Origin of the sequence: Shewanella litoralis (genome assembly GCF_009828585.1) — a bacterium.
Lineage (GTDB): Bacteria > Pseudomonadota > Gammaproteobacteria > Enterobacterales > Shewanellaceae > Shewanella > Shewanella litoralis.
This window is the reverse complement of the sequence record NZ_WSRZ01000035.1, coordinates 1-22,508: the sequence shown is the minus strand read 5'-3', so window position 1 is coordinate 22,508 and position 22,508 is coordinate 1. Positions and strand designations below refer to the sequence as shown.

The window sequence follows — 22,508 nt, the reverse complement described above, 5'->3', positions numbered from 1 at the left end:
GTTTTTGATATATCTAAACCAATTGTTGTAATCTTCATATTCGGACCCGCCCTTTGTTGATAAAGTGTACAAACTTATCATGGCTCACTATGAAGCCGATTAGAAGGGTGGGTCCATCTCATTATACCGGATTGCAGCTAACGATCATCATTAGCTAGCTCATTATTGAAGAATATTACAGTGACTGGAACAAATTTTTATTATTACTTTATTCACGTAAGTTAACTTAAACACGAAGCAATCTTTTAGCAGTGAAGGACTACTGATTACACATTAAAATTCATGTTATTAATAAACGCTCCAATATAATACATGTTGTTATTGGACCATATGTATTGTAGAAGCCCTTAAAATCAATACTCATAGCATATATGTACATAAATAACTCCTCCTAAGCCTTGTACGGGCACCACTAGTGTGAGTGTGGCATTACTTGAACAGGGATTAACGGTTGCTCACCAGGCGTTTACCAAGCAGGCGTTTATGCTGGCCGATTCGGTGTCTGACGCGCCGTGTTTTAGTGATTATCAGCAGCTTGACAGATTATTCCCCAACGCTAAGTTTGTTTATTTAGACAGGCCATTAGATAAGTGGTTGCCGTCGATGCAAATGTTGCTTGGCCGAATGATGGTGCATTTAGACAAAGACAATGGCCGCTTTCATCCGGTGATGAAGCGCAGTTTTAATCATTGCTTTGATATATGGCAGGTTGAAGATGTAGCAGATGAAGCCCACTTAACGGCTTGTTATCAGCGCCACCAGCAGCAAGTGTTTAACTACTTTGCAGGTCGTGATGACTTTATCGCTCTCGACATTAGTGTTGATGGCAGTTTAACAAGGTTATTGCAGTTTATCGGTTTACCTCATTCAATAGACCTGCCCTTGCCGCAGAGTTTGTCGCAAGCAAACTTTCCGCAGTTAAGCTTTCCGCAATTAAACTTTCCACAGTTAAACATGGGCCGTAATGTGGCTAGTTGGGATGAGTATAAACATCCCAATAAAATCAGTGCCAATGCCTCTGGCCCTGACAAGCGTAAGTTTTTTGATTACCGCCTTGATTAAAAGCGTTACTTATCTTTATCCTGCGCGTTATCTTTAGCGCGCTTTTTCTTGGCCACGGTAAGCCAGTCTAGGCTGACACCCGAAATGGCATTAAAGCCACGGATGCGGAAAATAAGGGTAAGCAGTTCAGGCCTTGGACGCGCTTTGGGTTCTACGGATCGCGGAATAAACCACAATGCCACCAGCGATCGCATGATGGTCGATATCATAAACACTAAAAATATTGGGTTGGTTAACCAAGAATTTAAACCTGTCCAGATTAAAAACGCTTCTGCATACGAGGCAATCACGCCTCCCAACATCGCACCAATAAATACAAAACCGGCACTTAATGCCGCCTGTAATGCTGCGTAAGTAGCAAAATCACTACGAAAAGGTCGAATATCATAAAGATAATTCGCGGTACTTAAAGTAAAGCCGCTCCAGGCTAAACCGGAAAAAGCCTGAATGGCGAGAATGTATAAATAGTTATCAGAGAACAACCACAATAACGGTAAACTCGGAATGAGGCAGCTGGTAATCATCATCACTAACCGATTACCGTACAGGTCGCTAAAGCGGCCCCAAAAGCGCAAGGTAATAAATTGGGTAAAGATGGAGGCGACGCTCGATAACACAAATTCAAAATAGGTAAAGTGCAGGTCTTCTAGCATGTATACCGCAAAAAACGGTGCCGATATGGCCACCATGCACTGCATACCCGCCACAAATAAACTGTAATGACGAAAGGTTTTGTCTTTCCACGCCTGGCGAAAGTTATATAGGGTTTGGGTAAACACCCCAGACGCTTTGGCCGCTCGCGGTTCTGGGTCGTGCATTTGCAACAACAACCAGGCTGAAGCAAAACGCCCCATTGCGGCAATCGAAAACAGCAAGCTAAAGCCTAACCACGCCATCTGTATAGAGTCGGTTAACGTTAATATGCCACCACCGACAAAAAATACACTTAGCGAAGCCATCATGGTTAAACGGGTACGAGACGCAAAAAAAGCACCACGGCGACGCTGCGGCACTATCATGCCCATCCAGGCACGCCAATGGGGCTGAATTAAATTAATAAACCCTTGGTATAACACCGCTAAGCCGATAAATAGCCATACGGCATTTTCAGGCCGAAACGCCGCCAATGCACCCATGCTAAGTACCACAACAGCTTGCAGTGCGGCGCAAACCACAATAAATTGCCGACGACTAAAATGACTCGCTAGCCACACTGACAATAACTGCGCTAATGAGCCAAATAGTTGCGGCAAGCCTGTTACCCAACCCATCTGGCCTAAACTGGCGCCTAAAAAAATTGCATAAGCATTAAAAAAGTTATCACTGGTAGCGGTCATGGTTGACGAGGCAACAGCCTCTTGCTGGCTGCGACGTAGCGTGCATCGAAGCCACGACAGTCGGTCACGACTGCGCGAACAAGGATTATTGCTGCTAGACGAATGTTCTAAAGCCATAAGATGAATGAATTCACGCCATTGATAAGTTATTGATTAAGGCTATGAGTTTACGTCACGGATTGACGCCATAAGTTAACGTTAGTGTTTAAAATTATGGCTGATAAGTGCCCAGCTAACAATCTATATTGGCCATATAATCTGCTATTGTGATTGTAAGCATAAGTACACGCGATGTTGATATCAGCTTCCTTAAAAACAAAAGCCCTGTCGATATAAACCGACAGGGCTTTTTGCACATCAACAATCAATAATGCTTTTACTTAACAAAACGACACTAGCCCTTCCGACTCCGATTGTTCTGGCAGCTTTTGTAACTGTTTTAGCAATAATGGATTGCCCAATAAATACGCCAACTCCTGGCGGGTAAATAGGCTGGCTATATTGTGTTGGCACTGGGCCTCTTGCACTTTAACTCGGGTAATGGCTTCTAGCGACTCAACGGCTGAACCCGCTAAACGATGCGGTTTTTTGTCGATAACGGCTAAATGTAATGCCATGAGCTCTGCATCTTGCAGCAATCGATATAAAGTCCATGGCTCTGCAATCGCTTGCACATATTCGGCACGACGCGCTTGCGAGTCTACGCTAAGTTGCGGTGCGCTTACCTCTTCTGGCGTGGCCAAAATACCTAAGCTTTTTACCCATAAGCCAAATCGTTCTGAACCAGTCATGGCAGAAAGTGGCACAGCAAGCCATAAACCAATTAGCGCAGGGCTCATCCACGCCAACAAGGTAAGCGAATCAAGAACGGCGGCGTAACCTAATAACGCACCCATTAACATGTGCCAACGATGACGATAAATCAATGTTAGCCAAGGTAAGCTGCCGTCGTCACGGCGTTGTGGCGACCAACCACTGTCGCGTCCAGCTAAAATAGACATCACCGCACCGCAGTGGATCAGCATCATTATTGGCGCAATCAGTGCCGACAATATCACTTCGATTATTACGCTAATCATGGCTTTACCTCTGCCACCTAACTGCTTACTCATGGTGCTATTTTTCAATAACAGTATGACACCTAGAATTTTTGGACCAAACAATATGCCCATGGTGATATAAAACAAGCGTAGTGCACGGTCTGAGTCCATGACTGGCCAGGTGGGGAATAGCGAAAACTGATCAGTAAAATATTCTGGGCGAATAAAGTGTGCCTGTAGTGCCAGCATTAAGCCCGATAAAATTAACATTAACCAGAATGGCGATGACAAATACGCCATGATCCCAGTGAGTAAGTGTAAGCGGCTTACCCAATGCAATCCTTTACTAAACAATATTCGAGTGTGTTGCAAATTACCCTGGCACCAACGGCGATCGCGCACCGCTAAATCGACAATAGACGGAGGGCATTCTTCGTAAGACCCTGGAAGGTCGGCGGCAATCACTACGCTCCAACCCGCACGCCTTATCAACGCGGCCTCAACAAAGTCGTGGCTCATAATATGGCCACCAAAAGGCGGTTTACCGGCTAAATGCGGTAAGCCCGCTGCGCTCATAAAAGCTTGGGTGCGGATAATGGCATTGTGGCCCCAAAAGTTACCTTCTTTATGCGCCCACCAAGACAAACCAGTACCAATCACTGGCCCGTAAATCCGCGCCGCAAACTGTTGTAACCGTGCCATAAGCGTGTTGCCATTGACAAGGTAAGGAATGGTTTGGATAAGCCCTGCGTCAGGATCTGCCTGCATCCGTCTCGCCAAACTAACAATGGTATGAGTTTCCATTAAGCTGTCGGCGTCTAACACCAACAAGTGATCGTATCTAGCGCCCCAGCGTTTGCAAAAGTCGGCCACATTACCGGCTTTACGGGCATCATTTTTACGGCGACGGCGGTAATACACCCGCGCATCTTTGCTCACTTTATGGCGCAATATTAAAAATGCTTGTTCTTCTGCCAACGCAATATCGGGGTCGGTCGTGTCGCTTAATATAAACCAGTCAAACGCATGGCTTTCGCCCGACGTAACTAATGCCATCGCCATCACCTCAACCGCGGCAAAAACGCGATCGGGTGACTCGTTATAAGTCGGCATTAATATCGCGGTGCGGGTATGCAGCTTTATGCTTTCGGCAGTTTCGGCAACAGGCTTTTTAAGGAGCATAATAAAGCCGGCAATGCCGCCACTAAATGCCAATGCTATCCAACAAAAGTTAACCGCAAACAACACTAAAACGATGTATTCCAGCGGTGTTACGCCGCCGACATTAAATACCGACACCATTTCGTAAATGGCCATAACCGACATAATAAACGCGCTGCCAACCACTAACAGACGACGTAATCCGTCTGACTTTACGCCATTGGCAATAATACTTTTACGCGGCATGCCTTCGGACAACGCACGTAAACTCTGCGGCTCCATTGGGCTTGGTCGCTCTAATGGCATGGCTGCACCACCGACCAATGTTGGCTCGGTAGCATTAGTATCAAACTCCATTTGCATCGTGTTCATGCTTAAAGGGTCCAGCGATAAAGCCAGGTTTCGACATCTCGTGGGCCAGTAAACTTAAGCTCGGCGCGTAATTCAATCAATTCAGCATCTTGTGGGTCCATTTCAAATGCCAAACGATAGCCATTGGTTTTAGGCTGACGAGACACCACCACATTGGTTACAACACCTGCTGAACTCTGAACTTTGGCGACCGGGATTTCATCGTTATTGCCTTCTTTCACTTGATAGTCGATAACAAACAAACGTCTCGGGGTGGCTTTGGCGATTTCAGCGCGGCCACTGGCTGTGCGGGCCACAATAACTGTGCCATCGTCAACTTCGGGCTCGCTGCCCCAAATTAATCGATAAGTAAAATGAAACTCGCTACCGGCGGCAATAGGTTGTTTCGGTTTCCAGTAACTGACGATGTTGTCATGAATTTCAGAATCGGTTGGAATTTCGGTTAACACTACCTCACCTGCGCCCCAATTGCCGACCGGTTCAACCCACAAACTTGGGCGACGCTCATAATGAGCTTCGAGATCTTGATACGCATCAAAACTGCGTTCACGCTGAATTAAGCCGAACCCTTGTGGCGAGTTGTCCATAAAAGCACTGACTTGCAATTGCTTTGGATTAGCCAGCGGACGCCATAAACGCTCGCCGCGACCATTTAAGATCAATAGCGCATCAGAATCATGCACTTCTGGCCTAAAGTCATCGGTGTTTTGACGACCATTCATAGAATGTAAAAACATGCTGGTGCTTGGCGCTAAGCCAACTTTAACTAAATCCACACGTGGAAATAACGTTGCTTCGACATCAATATGGGTGTTGTCGCCAGGTCTCACTGAAAATCGATATGCCCCAGCAACGCTTGGACTGTCGAGTAACGCATGCACCACAATTAAGTTACTGTCACTGTTTGGGCGTTCAACCCAAAAGGCACGAAATATTGGAAACTCTTCGCCTTCTGGTTCAGCTGTATTTAACGCTAACCCTCTTGAAGACAAGCCATAATCGCTGCCTTTACCTAATGCACGGAAATAACTCGCGCCTTGGAATACCATTAACTCATCAAAATACGCAGGGGTATTTAATGGGTAATGAATACGTAAACCCGAATAGCCAATATCCTGAGTCGGTAAGCGCTGACTTAACACATCACCCGCAGTAAAGAACTCTGAGTTATAGGCTAAATGGGTCGCTTGCTTACCTTCAACCAAGGCAATTTCAATCAAGTCCTGGAAATAAAAGCCCCGATGAAATAATTGCATTTGATATGGTAAGCCTTCAGCTTTCCAAATTGAGGCATCTGGCTTAAAGCGAATATCGCGATATTCATCATAAGATATTTTGGCCAACCCTGGTGGTAATGGGTCTTTAAGTTCTACATATGGCTTTTGCGCTAATTTACGCGCAATTTTAACCACTGAATCAGAATCAAAGTTAGCTGTTTTGGCAAAACGCACTTTGGTTTCTGTGTTCAGGTTATTAGGTGATTTAACTATCGCTTGTTCATCTGCATAAGTTTGCAGCGGTATAGTCACGCTTGGCGATGTGGGTGTGGTAATCGGTGGAGTAGGTTCTTGTGCGGCAAGATTAAAACAAAGCCCTGCGGCCATGGCTAACGACAAACGCGTTAGCGCTTTTTTTACAATGTGAGATGAGACCGAAGTACGACAACTCAGTAAGCTAACCATAATAGGCTACCTAAAAAATACAGCGTTAATATGCGAGTTTCAGAGCGGTTATTGCGGCAAAATATCTTGGTACACAACCCTATGCTCTATTTCGCGAACGATATCAGAACGCCAAAAAATTGCACAAGTATTCATCAATAAAATCCATTACCACCTATAACATTTTAATCTAATCATATATCCAAATATAACGTAAAAAATCACGTTATTGATTACTACTAAACTGCCTTTTACGAAAAAAGGCAAACTGCTTGCTGTTATGCCCATTCTGATTTCAGTGTGCGCTTTTAGGAAAATGAGCCGCATAGCATTCGACACAGCCTTTTGCCGTCATTGAAGCTCAAGTTATTGAAAATAAATGTCATCAATAGCCACATCAATGAATGACTCCTCAAACAAAAAGCCCTGTTGGGTTTAGCAACAGGGCTTCATTCAAAACTGATTCGCTAAAAGATTATGCTTTTTTAGCGGCGATTGCAGCTTGCACTTGATTGATAGCGGTGCCACCTAATACGTCACGCTTTTCTAAACACGCTTCAATGGTAAGGTTTGGATACACGTCATCACTGATCACTTTGGCAAATTTTTGCAGCTCTGCCACGGTTAAGTCTTCAATCGGCTTTTGCTGGCTAATGGCAAACACCACCACTTCACCGACCACATGGTGCGCTTCACGGAACGGCATGCCTTTAGCAACAAGGTAGTCAGCAAGTTCAGTCGCGTTAGCATAACCTTGTTGGGCTGCAACTAAGGCTTGTGGGCGATTCACTTTAAGGCCCGACAAAACGAGTGCCGCCATGTCTAAACAAATAGCCCAGCTGTCGACTACGTCAAACAAGCCTTCTTTGTCTTCTTGCATGTCTTTGTTGTACGCCAATGGCAAGGCTTTCATGGTGGTTAAAATACCCATTAAGCTGCCATACACTCGGCCAGTTTTACCACGGATAAGCTCTAACGCATCTGGGTTTTTCTTTTGTGGCATCAGTGATGAGCCAGAAGTCACTTCATCTGCTAGTGAGATAAAATTAGCTTCACCAGAGTTAAAGAAAATTAAGTCTTCTGCCATACGGCTTAAGTGCATCATGCTGATTGACGCCGCGCTGCATAACTCAACCACGTGGTCACGGTCTGACACGCTGTCTAGGCTGTTTAAGGTAGGGCGAGCAAAGCTTAATGCTGACGCTAATGCGTGGCGATCAATGGGATAAGCAGTACCGGCTAAGGCGCCAGAACCTAGCGGGCATGAATCGGCACGATTAAGTGCATCTTGTAGGCGGCTAATGTCGCGCTCATACATTTCAACATAGGCTAATGCCCAGTGACCAAATGTCACCGGTTGTGCACGTTGTAAGTGAGTGTATCCCGGCATAACCGCATCAACTTCGCGCTCAGCTAATGCTATCAACTCTGCATGCAAAGTGCCTAAACGTGCGAGTAATGCCGCGCCTTCTTTTTTGCACCACAATTTTAAATCGGTCGCGACCTGGTCGTTACGTGAACGACCAGTATGGAGTTTTTTACCTAAGTCACCCACTTTAGCGATCAGTTTTTGCTCAACAAAACTGTGAATGTCTTCTGCGCCGTTGCTGATAATGGCTTGTGGATCATTACCCACCTCGAGGAGCAATTCATTTAATGCGGCTTTTAAATCTGTGCATTCTTGCGCACTAATAATACCCACACTGGCAATGGCGTCTGCCCATGCAATTGAGCCGACAACGTCTTGTTCAAATAAGCGATAATCCACTGGCAATGAGTCATTAAATAACTTAAAAAGTGCACTGGTTTCGCCCTGAAATCTTCCGCCCCATAACGCCATGTCGGTATCCCCTGTGTTGAAAACTGTTTTAAGAACTGGCTGTTCAATAATATAGGTGTTAAGTATTTTCTTTCTTGTGATGACTCTTTTAGATTACCCAAAAGTCATTATAAGAAAGGCGCTTCGCAGCGCCTTAAATGGTATTGGCGTAAACCTTATTTAGTGTTTAACGCACGAATACGACTTGCTAAAGAGTACAAACGGATAAAGCCTTCAGCATGCTTCTGGTCATACACGTCATCTTCACCAAAGGTGGCAAAAGATTCTGAGTATAGGCTGTTTGGCGAACGCTTTTTAACAGCTGTCGCCTGGCCTTTGTATAGCTTAATCACAACATCACCGTTAACAGATTCTGCTAATGATTCAGATGCGGCGATGAGTGATTTACATAAAGGCGTAAACCAACGACCGTCGTATACTAAATGCGACATTTGGCCGGCAATTTGTTCGCGCCAGGTGCGGCTGGTTTTGTCTAATACCAATTCTTCAATTGCACGCAGACCAGCAAACATGACCGTGCCGCCTGGTGTTTCATAACAACCACGAGACTTCATGCCCACTAAACGGTTTTCGGTAATGTCGATACGACCTACACCGTGTTTACCGGCAATGTCATTTAACTTCATGAGTGCAGCGTATGGCGATAATGCTTCGTCATTGACATGAGTTACACGGCCATTTTTAATCGCTAGTGATACATATTCAGGCTCATTTGGCGCATCTTCTGGTGCTACTGTTAATGTCCACACGCCTTTTGATGGCTCGTTCCATGGATCTTCTAACTCGCCACCTTCGTGCGAAATGTGCCATGCGTTTGCATCGCGGCTGTAAATTTTGGTCGCTGATGCGCTGGTTTTGATGTCACGCTCAGCAAGGTATGCAAGTAAGTCTTCACGGCTACGCATTTCCCATTCACGCCATGGTGCAATGACTTTTAAATCTGGTGCAAGGGCAGCAAAACAACCTTCAAAACGCACCTGGTCGTTACCTTTACCGGTACAACCATGACATACCGCATCTGCACCCACTTTACGTGCTACTTCAACTTGCGCTTTAGCAATAATTGGACGCGCCATTGAAGTACCTAATAAATAAGTACCTTCGTAAATAGCACCCGTTGCGATAGTTGGGTAGATGTAATCGGCAACAAACTCTTCTTTAAGGTCAACGATATGGCACTCAGAAGCACCTGAGGCTAATGCCTTTTCAGTTAGACCCACTAATTCTTCTTCGCCCTGACCTACGTCGGCACAAAATGCGATGATTTCACAGTCATCATAGGTTTCTTTTAACCAAGGGATAATGGCCGAAGTATCTAAACCACCTGAGTACGCGAGTACCACTTTTTTAACACCGGTTTTTTTCACTGCATTAGACATGTTCAATTCCTACAATCAATCATTTATGTTTATGTAAACGCTATAACGCCTTTGGCATTACGACTTAATCTTTTGACTAACTTAATAAGGTTACTAACACTGCATTTTGTGCATGCATGCGGTTTTCTGCTTGGTGTAATATTAATGAACCTTCGCCGTCCATCACCTCATCGGTCACTTCGACACCACGGTGTGCAGGCAAGCAATGCATAAAGTATTTAGCGCCGGCCTTGGCCATGAGTTCACTGTTAACCTGGTATGGCGCAAAACGCGCTTTAATGTCAGCAAGCGGGGTATCATCGCCCATTGAAATCCAAGTATCGGTATAAATAGCATCATGACCTTCAATGGCATTAATGTCAGCACTTAGGGTTAACTTACCACCATTTTTTTGTGCCAAAGCTTGCGCCTCTGTCACTATCAGTGCATCAGGAAATGCCCCCTCTGGGCAAATCACTGTCATGGTTAAGCCTAAAATAGCCGCGCCGTAAATCAGTGAATGGGTGACATTATTACCATCACCAACATAAACCAGTTTAGCTTTGCTTACATCATCAAACTGTTCTGACAGCGTTAAAAAATCCGCAAGTGCCTGGCATGGGTGATACAGATCAGACAATGCATTGATGACCGGTACGCTACCGTGTTCAGCCAGCTGCTCGATGGTGGTGTGCGAATAGGTTCTGGCCACTATCGCATCGGCCCAGCATGAAATGTTTGTCGCAAAATCGGCAACCGTTTCACGTTGGCCTAATGCACCATTTTGTTGGTCTAGGTATAAGCAGTGACCACCTAATTTATTAATGCCAATGTCAAAGCTGACTCGGGTGCGAAGTGATGGCTTTTCAAATAGCATCACAACGCTTTTACCATCTAAGGCGCGACGGTACTCAGCTGGGTTATTCTTAATTTTTTTAGCCAGTGCAAGAATGGCTAAAAGCTGAGATTGAGTTAACTCTTTTATCGACAATAGGTGCTGCATATACTACTACTCCATTAAGGTTGTATTTGAGTCCCTACGGACCCACCTTTGACTAAGGTTTTTAACTGTTCGGCGTCGCGCCATGAAGCGACTTGCACAGGCTTGCCCATCCATTGAGCAACTTCTAGTGCGGCTTCGACTTTGACTTTCATGCCTTTTTCAATCACCCCTTGGGCAACTAAGTATTCAATTTCGCTTTTATTTAAACTGTTAATCAATTGGCCTTTGCCATCTAACACACCAGAAACGTCAGACAATAACACTAAGGTGCCATTAACTAACTTTGCCAATGCCGTTGCGGCCTGGTCGGCGTTAACGTTTAACATTTCACCCTGGCTAGAGATTGCAATCGAGCTGCAAATTGGCATCCAACCCTGGTTTAAAATGAAGTTTAAATATGTGGCGTCGTTTGGCTCAACTTCACCGACTAAACCTAAGCGCTCATCTTTAATTTTAGCGCTAACCACATTGCCGTCACCTAGACTCATGCCTACGCTAACAATGCCAGCTTTGGCTGCGGCCGCTTGTAAAATCTTGTTTGAGGTACCGGCAAGTGCGCCGACCACAATAGGAATTTGGTCTGCTGGTGTTACACGTAAACCGTCTAGCTTAATGGTTTCTTTGCCATTCGCCGTTAATTGCTCATCAACTAAGCAACCGCCGCCGTGAACGAGTAACACCTGTTGACCTGCTGCAATCATTTCTGCTGCAGCCGTCATTAAACGTGCCATGCCCATTTCGCACTGCAGTAATGCACCGCCAACTTTAAGCACTAATACTGATTTTGTAGCCATTATTGTTGTTCCTTTACTCATGTGAACCGATTACACACCGAAATGGATTTTGATGCACTGTAGCCCTTGGCTAGCAGCACCTTTCATTAAATTATCAATCGCACTGGCGACCACTAAATAACCGCTATTTGCATCAAATTTCCAACCTATATGACAATTTGGTGTATGCACCACGTCATCGACTTTAGGGAACATGTTGTGTTTTACGGTCACGATAGGTGAGCTGTCATATACGCTATAGGCTTTTTCAATGTCGGCTTCAGTCGTACCGGGTTTTAACTGCACGGTGATAGTAGCCAAAATACCGCGTTTAAAGTTGCCTAAATGTGGCGTAAAAATCACTTCTTGGCCTAAATGAGTGGCAATTTCAGGTTGGTGTCTGTGACCTAATACACCGTATGGCGTTAGACTGACTTCGCAAAAATTAGTGTGTAACTGTGCTTTACGCCCTGCACCTGTAACGCCACTGACCGCGTTAATGACTGGGTACATTTCAGTTAAAAAAGGTTTGAGCGGTTTTAACGCTGTTAATGACGCCGTTGGGTAACAACCTGCTACACCAATCATTCTGGTTTGTTTGATCTGCTCGGCATTCCATTCAGCTAAACCGTAAACAGCTTCGGCTAATACATCTGGATGAGTATGTTCAAAGCCGTACCACTTTGGATATTGCGCCACATCAGCAAAACGGTATGCCCCACTGAGATCAAATACCGCTAAGCCTTGTTTGTAAAACCATGCCGCCAACTCTAAACTCACTGAATGTTCAGTCGCCAGTACCACGCCGTCAGCCTGGTCTACGATTTGTTGTTTTGCTTCATCTGTGAGTGGAGAAAGTGTATAAGCCATGTGACTGTATGTAGGGTACAAATCGGCTAATTTACGGCCTTTGTCTAAACTGTTTTCCGACACATATAAGCCTTGAACCGAAAGATTACTGTCGGCATTAATCAACGAAGTAATTTGTGCACCTGTGTATCCACTAGCGCCAATAATTGCGATGCTTTTCATAAGTTTGTTTTCTTAATTGATAGTTATCGAGAGTGTCAGCATAGCCTATTTAGACGGGAGGCGTCTAATTTGGGTCTATCGTCGCGGGAAGTTCGCGTTGATAATTGATATAGTGGATTTAACAATCAAAAAGCACATATTTATTTTCATTTGTAACGTTCAATTAATGGTGTCGGTTAATGCTGTTTGCTAGACTACCACGAAATATTAATTATGCAATATATGTGAATAAGTATTTTACATATAATTTTTTAGGATAACCCATGAGCACACTACCAGATCTTAAAAGTTGTTTTACACAGCTGATTGCAGCGCCGTCAGTCAGTGCACTCGAAGCAGAACATGATATGAGTAACCATGCAGTTATCAATTTGTTGCAAAATTGGTTTAGTGAGCTTGGTTTTGACTGTGAAACCCCAACGGTTGAAGATTCGCGCAATAAGCAAAATTTAATCGCTCGTATTGGCCAAGGAAAAGGCGGATTATTACTCGCAGGCCATACCGATACTGTGCCATTTGATGAAGGCCGCTGGAGCCAGAGCCCATTTGAGATGGTTGAAAAAGACAATCGCTGGTATGGGTTGGGCACCTGCGACATGAAAGGTTTTTTTGCGTTAGTGCTTGAAGCGTTAAAAGACATGCCGCTTGATCAATTCAAGCGCCCATTGACTATTTTTGCCAGCGCCGATGAAGAAACCACCATGAGCGGCGCTAAAGCCTTTGCAGATTCTAAGGCTGTGGCCCCCGATTATGCAGTAATTGGTGAACCCACCAGCTTAAAGCCTGTCTATATGCATAAGGGTCATTTAGCGCAAGGGATCCGCGTCATTGGTCGCAGTGGTCATTCATCAGATCCAGCTCGTGGTTTAAATGCCATTGAAGTGATGCACAAAGTGATTAGCCAACTGCTGAAGCTTAAGCAGCATTTAAGTGAAAATTACCGTGAAAATGCGTTCACAGTGCCTTACCCTACGATGAACTTTGGCCATATACATGGTGGCGATGCGGCTAACCGTATTTGCGGTTGCTGTGATTTACACCTGGATATTCGTCCGTTACCGGGAATGGAGCTAGCCGAACTCGAATTAATGGTGCTGAACTACTTATCTGACATCAGTAAAGAGTATCCCGGCAGCATTAGTGTGAGTACCTTGTACCCGGGCGCAGAATCGTTTGCAGGAAAAGCAGATAATCCGTGGACCAAATTGGTCGCGCAATTGTCTGGCAATGAAGCTGAAGTGGTTAACTATTCGACTGAAGCGCCTTATATTAACAAGCTTGGTTGCCAAACATTAGTACTGGGTCCTGGGAGTATTAACCAGGCCCACCAGCCAGATGAATTTATTGGCTTAGAATACTTAACGCCAACGGTCGAATTGATTAAGAAAATGATTTATCACGCTTGCATTAAATAACAGTCAAATTTTAGTTAAATATGAAAGCGAAATGTAATAATTTTACGAAATAAAATTACAAAACACAGTGCCAGCGTATTGACCAATTTTACTACGCTGGGTATTGTGATGTGAGAGATATTGGCAACATAGTTCTTTTTTCGGGAGTAAGTATGACAGAGCAAACGGCAGATATGTATGCGTCACTTCGATCAAATGTGGGGCATTTAGGCCAGATATTGGGCGAAACAATGCAGAACCATTTAGGCGACGCATTTTTAGAAAAAGTAGAACAAATTCGTATTTTAGCGAAAAAATCTCGCCAGGGTGACGAAGCATCACGCGATCAAATGTTAGCACTGTTAACCGCATTACCAGACGAAGAACTGGTGCCTTTTGCAAAAGCCTTCAACCAATTTTTAAACCTAGCCAATATCGCAGAACAATTTCACACTATTAGCCGCAATTGCGACGAATTGGTGTGCGTGCCAGATCCAGTAGAACAACTGCTTGGGCGCATGCTTGATACCGACCTAGATAAAAAAGATGTGATTGCGTGTTTAAAAAACCTAGACATTGATTTAGTGCTAACGGCGCATCCAACTGAAATTTCTCGTCGCACGTTAATTCAAAAATATGCCGCTGTAGTGGACTGTTTAACCGAGCAAGAAAACAGCCAACTCACAGAGCGTGAACGCAGCCAAAGCACCCTTCGCCTGCGCCAGTTGATTGCGCAAATTTGGCACACCAACGAAATCCGCAATGAACGACCAACTCCGGTCGATGAAGCGCGTTGGGGCCTAAGCACTATCGAAACGTCTTTATGGCAAGCCATTCCTGACTTTTTACGCCAGCTAAACGATCAAGTAGAACAAAAAACCGGTCAACAATTACCGATTGGCGTCTCTCCTGTGCGTTTTTCAAGCTGGATGGGTGGCGATCGCGACGGTAACCCGTTTGTAACCTCAACCGTGACGCAAGAAGTGCTAGACCGTAATCGCCATGCAGCTGCCAGACTGTATCTTAAAGACATCGTGGCCTTGCTCGGTGAGCTCTCGATGGAGCAGGCTAATGAAGAGTTAACGGCATTAACAGACAACAGTAAAGAACCGTACCGTGAAGTGCTGCGCAAGCTACGTTGCCAATTACGCAACACCATTGACTACCTCAATGCTCGTCTTGAAGGTAAACATCCCGATACCGACACCAGTGAGTTAATTTGGCATAAAGACGACTTACTAAAGCCGTTAGAGCTCCTTTATAACAGTTTAACCGATTGCGGCATGAAGCTAATTGCTAACGGTTTATTATTAGATATTTTACGTCGCCTAGCTTGTTTTGGTATTCACATGCTCCGCCTAGATATCCGTCAAGATGCATCACGTCACAGCGATGTTATTGCCGAGTTGACTCGCTATTTAGGCATGGGTGACTACAACCATTGGGATGAAAGCGAGAAACAAGCATTTTTATTACGCGAGCTAACCGGTAAACGTCCGTTAATTCCAGCTAACTGGAAACCAACTGACGATGTTGCTGAAGTCGTCAGAACCTGTAACTTAGTCGCCAAGCAACCTGCTAATGCATTGGGATCGTACGTTATCTCAATGGCGAGTAAACCTTCTGATGTGCTCACTGTATTGCTGCTATTAAAAGAAGCGGGCTGCACTAATCCAATGCGCGTAGTACCGTTATTCGAAACCTTAGCTGACCTTGAAGGCGCAGCGGCATGTATGACTGCTTTACTGAATATTGATTGGTACCGCGGTTACACCAAAGGCATGCAAGAGGTGATGATTGGCTATTCTGACTCTGCTAAAGATGCCGGTGTAATGGCCGCCGCTTGGGCGCAATATCGCGCTCAAGAGCAATTAGTTGCTGTGTGTAAAAAAGCCGAAGTGAAATTGATGTTGTTCCATGGTCGCGGAGGCTCTATTGGCCGTGGCGGTGGACCTGCTCATAAAGCGATTTTATCGCAACCACCAGGTTCAGTAGATGGCCGTATTCGCGTTACGGAGCAAGGCGAGATGATCCGCTTTAAATTTGGCTTGCCAAAGTTAGCGGTACAAAGCTTAGCGTTGTATACCTCTGCGGTAATGGAAGCGACACTATTACCACCGCCTGAGCCTAAAAAGGCATGGCGTGATTGTATGCAACGTATTGCTGAAGAGTCAGTACAGCATTACCGTGGCATTGTGCGCGAAGAGCCCGATTTTGTGCCTTACTTCCGCGCAGCTACTCCAGAAGTGGAACTGGGCAAACTGCCATTAGGCAGTCGTCCAGCTAAACGTAAGGTTGATGGTGGCATTGAAAGCTTGCGCGCTATTCCGTGGATTTTTGCCTGGTCGCAAAACCGTTTAATGCTTCCGGCCTGGTTAGGCGCTGGCGAAGCATTACAAGATGCGGCAGATCGCGGTGAACTAGAGTTGTTACGTGAAATGGAAGCACAATGGCCATTCTTTGAAACCCGTATTTCAATGCTCGAAATGGTGTATACCAAAGCTGAGCCAAATCTCGCCAAATACTATGAGTCGTGCCTAGTAAAACCTGAGCTACACCATTTAGGCGAAAAGCTTCGTCAACGCCTGCAATTGGGTATTGATGCAGTATTATCACTCACTCAGGCAACAGAATTAATGTCGCATACCCCGTGGAATCGCGAATCTGTTAAACTGCGCAACCCGTATATTGACCCACTCAACTTTTTACAAACCGAGCTATTAGCCCGTACACGTAGAGAAGTTGAACCGTCTGCAGATGTTCAGCTAGCACTTATGCTGACCATTGCCGGCGTTGCAGCAGGAATGAGAAACACTGGATGATAACCTTGGTTAAAACCCTTGGGCTTGGATTGTTATTGTTACTGACGGGCTGTGCCAGTCAGTACAGTATCACCGAGTCTGAAATTGAGCAGTACCTTAATAAAGACATGCATTTTGAGGTGAAACAGGGCAATAAGTTAATTGGTATATCACTTAAGCTAAATGATATGCAGGTTGTGCTAGGCGCTAAGCCAAATACGATGGCAGTAACAGCAGCGACCATGATCACCGTTAACAACCCACTGATGCCGATCCATGCAAAATTGAAAACCACGTTTGAGGCCGTGCCTTGGTATGACAGTGAAACGAAAAGTATTTATCTGCGCCAGTTAGACTTAGTTAAAGTAGAGTCTGAACCGGCAGATATTGAACGTTACATTAGCCAGGCAACACCGCAATTGATGGGTTTTTTACGTAATTATCTTGAAAACCAGCCAGTGTACACCTTAGACACTCGCGACAGTAATCAAGCACTAATGGCTAAAATGACCAAAGAAATTGCCGTACAACAGGGCAAACTAGTGGTGAAGTTTTAAGGTTATTTCCGCAGTAACAAATTAAGCACCTCTCGGGGTGCTTTTTTGTTGTTTCAAACATACAAATCCAGACCTCTATCAACACTCAAATATCTCAAGTATCAGAAAACTGAGCATTTCCTAATCAATCAGAACCACGTACAATAACTTGGCAATATTGGAATGCTTAGTAATCATGGGATAAATGATGCCGTTAGTGGATGACGTAGCCAAATTAAAAGCGCAGTTAGCAGAGCTGGTCTCGCAACAAGATGCACAACGGGCCGATGTAAATCAGCAATTAGCAAAATTCAGCCAGCAACTTGATGCTTTGGCTGTGCAAGTACAAGCGCAAAATAGCGATGATCAACAAAATAGCTTGGCTAGCGAAAATTTGCCTATTTCAGTACATGAGAACCAAGCAAGTAATACGAGCGATAGTCTTGTTACTGATATACCTCAATACTCTTCTTCCGCCTGGGAACATCAACCGTTAGACACTCATCATTCAGCGTCAACGCCATCCATAACAGCACAACAAACATCAATAGCCACAAAGTCACCAGCACGACAAAGTGCGCTAAGTGCTATGGTCACTCAATTAGCTGAAGCCATTGGAGAGTTCAGCGCATCAGCACTGGCACCATTGTCTGGGTTAACCGAACAAGCAAAAAGCTTTTATCAACATTACCAAGCTAAAGGTTTAGGTCCTGTATTTTTGATGACCGTTGCCGGCATCATTACGCTGACTCTTGGGTTTGGTTACTTATTACAGTTTTCAATTAACAACTGGTTTTCAGAGCTGGGGAAAGCGTTATTAGGTTTAGGTGTCGCAAATAGCATTATTGTCGGCGGTGTATTTATTCGACAAAAAAAGCCGGGCATGCAAGATTTTGGCTCAGGTCTGGTCGGCCTTGGGCTTATTCTTAACTACTTGTGTTTGTATTTCTTAGGGCCGTATTTTCAGCTTATCCCCGATGTTGCCTGCTTTGGTTTGCTGTTACTCAACACCGTTTTTGGTTATGGTTTATCATTTAAACTCGACACCAAAGTGGTGGCCATTGTCGCCTTACTTGGTGGTTCGCTTGCGCCATTGATGTTACTAGATGGTGGTCAAACACCGTTACTGTACCTACCGTATTTAATGCTTATCGGCATCTGTTCAATGGTACAAAGCCACAAATTAACCTGGCCGATACTCATCGAAATCACCGCGCTACTCCATATAGCTTGTATACAAATACTCGGCTTATTCATTCAATTACCGTTGGCGGCCATTGATTGGCAAACCGGTTTAGCATTATTGATGGTCAATGGACTATTTTATCTCTACAGCATTGCCAGCTTATTATTTATCATCAAATCGACGTTAACACCAAGATTGCTAGCAGTGCCTATCGCACTCATGGTTTTTACTCTCTACACCCTAACCCAGTGGAGTGTGTTTGCTGGAGAGCTATTTGCGCTTAATGCATTGCTGTGTGGGTTGTTATATTGGCTAATTAAACGCGATAAAGACATCAGCGCCCTGGCTTTGGCTTTTGCCGGCAGCTTTGCGGGATTTGCCGCACTGTTTTTACTCAGCGTAGAACTGATGGGATTAGTGCTGTTATTAGAGGGATTATTGTTACTGTGGATTGGCTGTAAACAACTGTTTAGCCCTATTAGAGCAGAAGCTTATGTCTTACTAGTATTAGGTATTATCAGCAGTTTTGCGAACGTATTTGATGTACTCACCCTGCCACATTATGCCAATAATGGCATATTAGGGTATCAAGGGTTATTGAGCTTATCGATGGCACTTGCCTGTGCAATGACTTTTGCCGCACAGCAGCTTCTTAGCCGCTATCAAGCTGATTTAATGACATTTGAACACCTAGCGGTGCGGTTTATCCGCGAGTTACTAGGCGTGCTTTATACGGTAACCTTATTGCTCATTAGCTTCTTTATTACTGAGCAATATTGGCTTAATACATTGCCATTAATCAGCTTATTACTGCTGTACATGAGTGCTAAACACACCCTGCGCTTTAGCGAAGTGTTAGCCTGGTTGGTGCAATTACCGCTATTAGGATTAGTGATTATTGGCATGGTCGATGCCAATAGCTTGAGTTTTGCAGACCAAGCGATGAACGCTAAGTTAGCCCGTATTGAGCTCTTTATTGGACTATTGCTCGCGTATTATTGGTACAAAAAATACTATGCCGATGCCAAGTTAATTCGCTTTGCTTACTACGTTCAGTTGGTCTGTTATTTAGCTTTACCGTTACTGCTATTACCTAAAATCGTGCGTAGTTATCCAGACTATATTGCTATCGCATTATGGATTAGCAGCCTAATAAGCTTAGGATTGGCATACCTCGTTAATCACAAAAGCCTTCGCTATGAGTCACAAATACTCACGATTTTAGCAACCATGATAACTGCAGCAATGTGCCTAGCAGAACTGTGGCAAGGGCTAATCGCATTGGTGATTGGTTTATCATTTATTGGGGTTATTAGCTGGCGTTATACTCTATTTTCTAAGAAGTGGCAGCAAATGACCACGCTGCAATGGCATATTGCGCCATATTATATTGCCTTAGTAATAGCTGTGCTGAGTCAAACTGTTACCAATCTCCTCTATCCATCATGGGCAATAACAGCGCTAATTATTTGCGGCTATTTCAGTGTAATTACCGAAAGAGGCAATCGTATAGGTCGACATTTAAAGCATGCCTTAGCACCTAGTTATAGCCTGGCATACGCGGCAATCTTTATCTGTGCCATATTACCTATTGCGATTCACAGTGAAACACAGCTGACATTAAATATTAATAACTTACTGATTAATTTAGCAGAGCTTGGAGTGCTAGCTTTATTAGCCCGATATCTACTCACAGCTAAGTTAGGTATTAGATCGCACAAAAAAATAGTCACTCTTACCGCACTAAAATGGGCTTGGCACACTTTATTCGTCATAAGTTATTTATTCTGGAGTTATCAATTTGACACCAACATAGCTGCGCCAATGAGTGCAGTGCTATTAGTTGTACATGCCAGTGCGGTGATGTTTATCAGCTTACGACCTCAACAAGCAAGCCTAGTCAGGCTCGCGGCATTACTATTTGCTTTTGCATGTATCAAAGTAATATTTGTCGATATGGCGTCATTTGAGTTAATTCAAAAAATCGTCGCATTTATTCTAATTGGGGTGATTTTGTTGACGGTGGCTTACTTTTATCAAAAAGCGAAAAACAATCAATTGCCTGAAGATCTTACAGCCTAGTGATTAACTCTAGCTTGCTTATCACAGTGATAAGCAAGCTAACATAAACTTACTTAGCAAACCGAGGTATTGACGGATAATCAACAATTACAGCTTCTTCAAGTAATGCACGACGAAGCATATCGTAAGCAATTGCCGTACTCATACTTCTTACAAGCTGGCGTGATCGTTTTGGTAACTTGACCATTTGGCTGTATACCCCGTGTTTAGTTGCTAATGCTATGGCAACGGTTCCAACAGGTTTGTCATCAGATCCTCCCTCAGGACCCGCTATACCGCTAGTGGCTAATGCAAAATCACTGTCTAAAATACCCCGCACACCTTGCGCCATAGCTTCTACAGTCTGAATAGATACTGCACCATGATCGTCAAGTATCTGTGGATTAACGCCCAGCACCTTCACTTTAGACTCATTACTGTAAGTCACTAAGCCATGATGCAAATATGATGAACTTCCCGCAAAGTCGATCAATTGACTGGTGATCATGCCACCAGTACAAGATTCTGCCACACTGAGGCTAAAACCGGACTGGTATAATCGATGATGGATCTCTGCTGCTAATGTCGGACGATTTTCCGCAACAACAGCGCAGCCTAGTAAAGCTTTAACCTGCGTTGTCACATCGGATAACTGACGAATAGCGCTATCACCACGAGCAAATATCTTGATTTCAATGTGCGGCATTGAGGAGCGATAACCTAATTCAATGCCAGCGGGTAAAGTGATCTCTGACAGTGTATCAGCTAAGGATGACTCACCATGGCCAATAGTGAGTAACTTTTCTAAAGCTGACTTCTCTTGGACCCCAAACTCTTCAGTAATAAATGGAATAAACTGTTCGGTGATCATGTGCTTTAATTCAAAAGGCACACCTGGTGTAAAGAATAACCACGCATTATTCAATTTAACTCTAAAGCCACATGCTGTGCCGACAGGATTATCAACCATCACAGCAGAAGCCGGTAACAACGCTTGCTTCAAATTACTCTTAGCCATTACACGGTTATTACGGGCAAACCAATCTTCTAAATGTTCACGCCATTGCACATTCTCGACAAGCTCTTCACCTTTAGCTTTCGCCATGGCTAGCGCAGACATATCATCACTAGTCGGCCCCAAGCCGCCATTAACAATAATGATATCAGCATACTTACTGCGCTCTTGGAATGCAGCGACGAGGTCATCCATTCGATCACCTACGGTGACGCGGTGCTGCATCTCAATACCTAACTCCATCAAGGTATTCGCAACCCAAGCTGCATTGGTATCCACTATCTGACCAGATAGCACTTCTTCGCCTGTACAAATCATTTCTAACTTCATCGTAAACCCTTATCTCATGCAATTGGCACTTAAGTTAGGGGAGCTATATGCGATTGGCAAGAGAATAGATTGAAATAACATAATAATTGCGAATCAGTGATGAATTGATTACAACGACTCAACTGAAATACCGAATCTGATGACACTATTCAATACCATTGAATAGATTCTAACTAAACAATATGATCTAATTGAGACACCTATCCATTACAACATTCCCAATAAAACAGCACACAAACTTAGCTACGTCTTAATCAAAAATCGCTAAATACGATTTGAGTGATAACCTAATTATGTGGATTGGTATAAGGCGAGGTAACGCATACGTTTACGAGCGCTTTTTCAGATTTAGCTAATGCAGCAAGATTGATATTATACCAATTCCATTAATTAACTGGTCAGTTTTGTCCAGCTTCTAGAGCATAATTTAATGACCCTTTCAGGCTCTGCAATAAAGTGATTCCATGCAATTGAGCACTGTTCAACAATATCGTCATATCCACTAAAACAACGATTGGCAAGTTCATTTTGACGAAGCCATTGCCA

The 22,508-nt window shown here is 44.2% G+C and carries 14 protein-coding genes and 1 pseudogene; 5 read left to right on the top strand and 10 right to left on the bottom strand.

Going from position 1 to position 22,508, the window contains the following annotated elements; translation table 11 throughout:
* Positions 1–381 precede the first annotated feature (381 nt).
* Positions 382–1,062: a sulfotransferase gene (locus tag GQA99_RS19120; protein WP_160056663.1), complete on the top strand. Its 681-nt coding sequence runs from the start codon at positions 382–384 to the stop codon at positions 1,060–1,062.
* 5 nt (positions 1,063–1,067) lie between these two features.
* On the opposite strand, the gene GQA99_RS19115 is transcribed toward GQA99_RS19120, so the two are convergent.
* The 8 genes from GQA99_RS19115 to argC all read right to left on the bottom strand — a co-directional run bounded on the left by GQA99_RS19115 (position 1,068) and on the right by argC (position 12,639).
* Positions 1,068–2,516, bottom strand: a complete 1,449-nt coding sequence (locus GQA99_RS19115) for an MFS transporter (protein WP_170293572.1) — start codon at positions 2,514–2,516, stop codon at positions 1,068–1,070.
* Between the two features lie 263 nt (positions 2,517–2,779).
* The gene (gene mdoH, locus GQA99_RS19110) at positions 2,780–4,963 is read right to left on the bottom strand and encodes a glucans biosynthesis glucosyltransferase MdoH (protein ID WP_160056659.1); all 2,184 of its coding nucleotides are present in this window, start codon (positions 4,961–4,963) and stop codon (positions 2,780–2,782) included.
* Positions 4,964–4,974: 11 nt separating this feature from the next.
* Positions 4,975–6,654 (bottom strand): glucan biosynthesis protein G, encoded by a 1,680-nt coding sequence (locus GQA99_RS19105; protein WP_160056655.1) that lies wholly within the window; start codon positions 6,652–6,654, stop codon positions 4,975–4,977.
* 454 nt (positions 6,655–7,108) lie between these two features.
* A complete protein-coding gene (argH, locus tag GQA99_RS19100) occupies positions 7,109–8,473 on the bottom strand; it encodes an argininosuccinate lyase (protein ID WP_160056653.1) in 1,365 nt (454 codons plus the stop codon).
* Positions 8,474–8,628: 155 nt separating this feature from the next.
* Entirely contained in the window at positions 8,629–9,852 is a 1,224-nt protein-coding gene (locus GQA99_RS19095; protein ID WP_160056651.1) for an argininosuccinate synthase, read from the bottom strand.
* Between the two features lie 76 nt (positions 9,853–9,928).
* The gene (locus tag GQA99_RS19090) at positions 9,929–10,834 is read right to left on the bottom strand and encodes an ornithine carbamoyltransferase (protein ID WP_160056649.1); all 906 of its coding nucleotides are present in this window, start codon (positions 10,832–10,834) and stop codon (positions 9,929–9,931) included.
* Between the two features lie 14 nt (positions 10,835–10,848).
* Entirely contained in the window at positions 10,849–11,628 is a 780-nt protein-coding gene (gene argB, locus GQA99_RS19085; RefSeq protein ID WP_160056647.1) for an acetylglutamate kinase, read from the bottom strand.
* A 30-nt stretch (positions 11,629–11,658) separates the two neighbouring features.
* The gene (gene argC / locus GQA99_RS19080; RefSeq protein WP_160056645.1) at positions 11,659–12,639 is read right to left on the bottom strand and encodes an N-acetyl-gamma-glutamyl-phosphate reductase; all 981 of its coding nucleotides are present in this window, start codon (positions 12,637–12,639) and stop codon (positions 11,659–11,661) included.
* Between the two features lie 263 nt (positions 12,640–12,902).
* Here argC and argE point away from each other — a divergent pair, with 263 nt between their 5' ends.
* The 4 genes from argE (at position 12,903) to GQA99_RS19060 (ending at position 20,638) form a co-directional block, all read left to right on the top strand.
* Positions 12,903–14,054, top strand: a complete 1,152-nt coding sequence (gene argE, locus GQA99_RS19075) for an acetylornithine deacetylase (RefSeq protein WP_160056643.1) — start codon at positions 12,903–12,905, stop codon at positions 14,052–14,054.
* Positions 14,055–14,206: 152 nt separating this feature from the next.
* A complete protein-coding gene (gene ppc / locus GQA99_RS19070; RefSeq protein ID WP_160056641.1) occupies positions 14,207–16,855 on the top strand; it encodes a phosphoenolpyruvate carboxylase in 2,649 nt (882 codons plus the stop codon).
* Positions 16,852–17,391, top strand: a complete 540-nt coding sequence (locus GQA99_RS19065) for a YceB family lipoprotein (RefSeq protein ID WP_160056639.1) — start codon at positions 16,852–16,854, stop codon at positions 17,389–17,391. Before ppc ends, GQA99_RS19065 begins: the two co-directional genes overlap by 4 nt.
* A 187-nt stretch (positions 17,392–17,578) precedes the next feature.
* Positions 17,579–20,638, top strand: coding sequence for a DUF2339 domain-containing protein (locus tag GQA99_RS19060; protein ID WP_160056657.1), 3,060 nt, complete (start codon positions 17,579–17,581; stop codon positions 20,636–20,638).
* 49 nt (positions 20,639–20,687) lie between these two features.
* Here the strand turns inward: GQA99_RS19060 and GQA99_RS19055 are convergent, their stop codons facing one another.
* On the bottom strand, positions 20,688–21,962 hold the full coding sequence (locus GQA99_RS19055; protein ID WP_160056637.1) for a CinA family nicotinamide mononucleotide deamidase-related protein: 1,275 nt from the start codon (positions 21,960–21,962) through the stop codon (positions 20,688–20,690).
* Positions 21,963–22,352: 390 nt separating this feature from the next.
* Positions 22,353–22,508 (bottom strand): annotated as a pseudogene (locus tag GQA99_RS19050) (IS630 family transposase); the annotation flags it as partial.

What these genes read in the sequence shown, in the direction of transcription:
- argE (WP_160056643.1), top strand. Translation starts at nt 12,903, where the DNA reads ATGAGCACACTACCAGATCTTAAAAGTTGTTTTACACAGCTGATTGCA.
- GQA99_RS19115 (WP_170293572.1), bottom strand. Translation starts at nt 2,516, where the DNA reads ATGGCTTTAGAACATTCGTCTAGCAGCAATAATCCTTGTTCGCGCAGT.
- argC (WP_160056645.1), bottom strand. Translation starts at nt 12,639, where the DNA reads ATGAAAAGCATCGCAATTATTGGCGCTAGTGGATACACAGGTGCACAA.
- mdoH (WP_160056659.1), bottom strand. Translation starts at nt 4,963, where the DNA reads ATGCAAATGGAGTTTGATACTAATGCTACCGAGCCAACATTGGTCGGT.
- GQA99_RS19095 (WP_160056651.1), bottom strand. Translation starts at nt 9,852, where the DNA reads ATGTCTAATGCAGTGAAAAAAACCGGTGTTAAAAAAGTGGTACTCGCG.
- GQA99_RS19065 (WP_160056639.1), top strand. Translation starts at nt 16,852, where the DNA reads ATGATAACCTTGGTTAAAACCCTTGGGCTTGGATTGTTATTGTTACTG.
- GQA99_RS19055 (WP_160056637.1), bottom strand. Translation starts at nt 21,962, where the DNA reads ATGAAGTTAGAAATGATTTGTACAGGCGAAGAAGTGCTATCTGGTCAG.
- GQA99_RS19105 (WP_160056655.1), bottom strand. Translation starts at nt 6,654, where the DNA reads ATGGTTAGCTTACTGAGTTGTCGTACTTCGGTCTCATCTCACATTGTA.
- GQA99_RS19060 (WP_160056657.1), top strand. Translation starts at nt 17,579, where the DNA reads ATGCCGTTAGTGGATGACGTAGCCAAATTAAAAGCGCAGTTAGCAGAG.
- ppc (WP_160056641.1), top strand. Translation starts at nt 14,207, where the DNA reads ATGACAGAGCAAACGGCAGATATGTATGCGTCACTTCGATCAAATGTG.
- argB (WP_160056647.1), bottom strand. Translation starts at nt 11,628, where the DNA reads ATGGCTACAAAATCAGTATTAGTGCTTAAAGTTGGCGGTGCATTACTG.
- argH (WP_160056653.1), bottom strand. Translation starts at nt 8,473, where the DNA reads ATGGCGTTATGGGGCGGAAGATTTCAGGGCGAAACCAGTGCACTTTTT.
- GQA99_RS19090 (WP_160056649.1), bottom strand. Translation starts at nt 10,834, where the DNA reads ATGCAGCACCTATTGTCGATAAAAGAGTTAACTCAATCTCAGCTTTTA.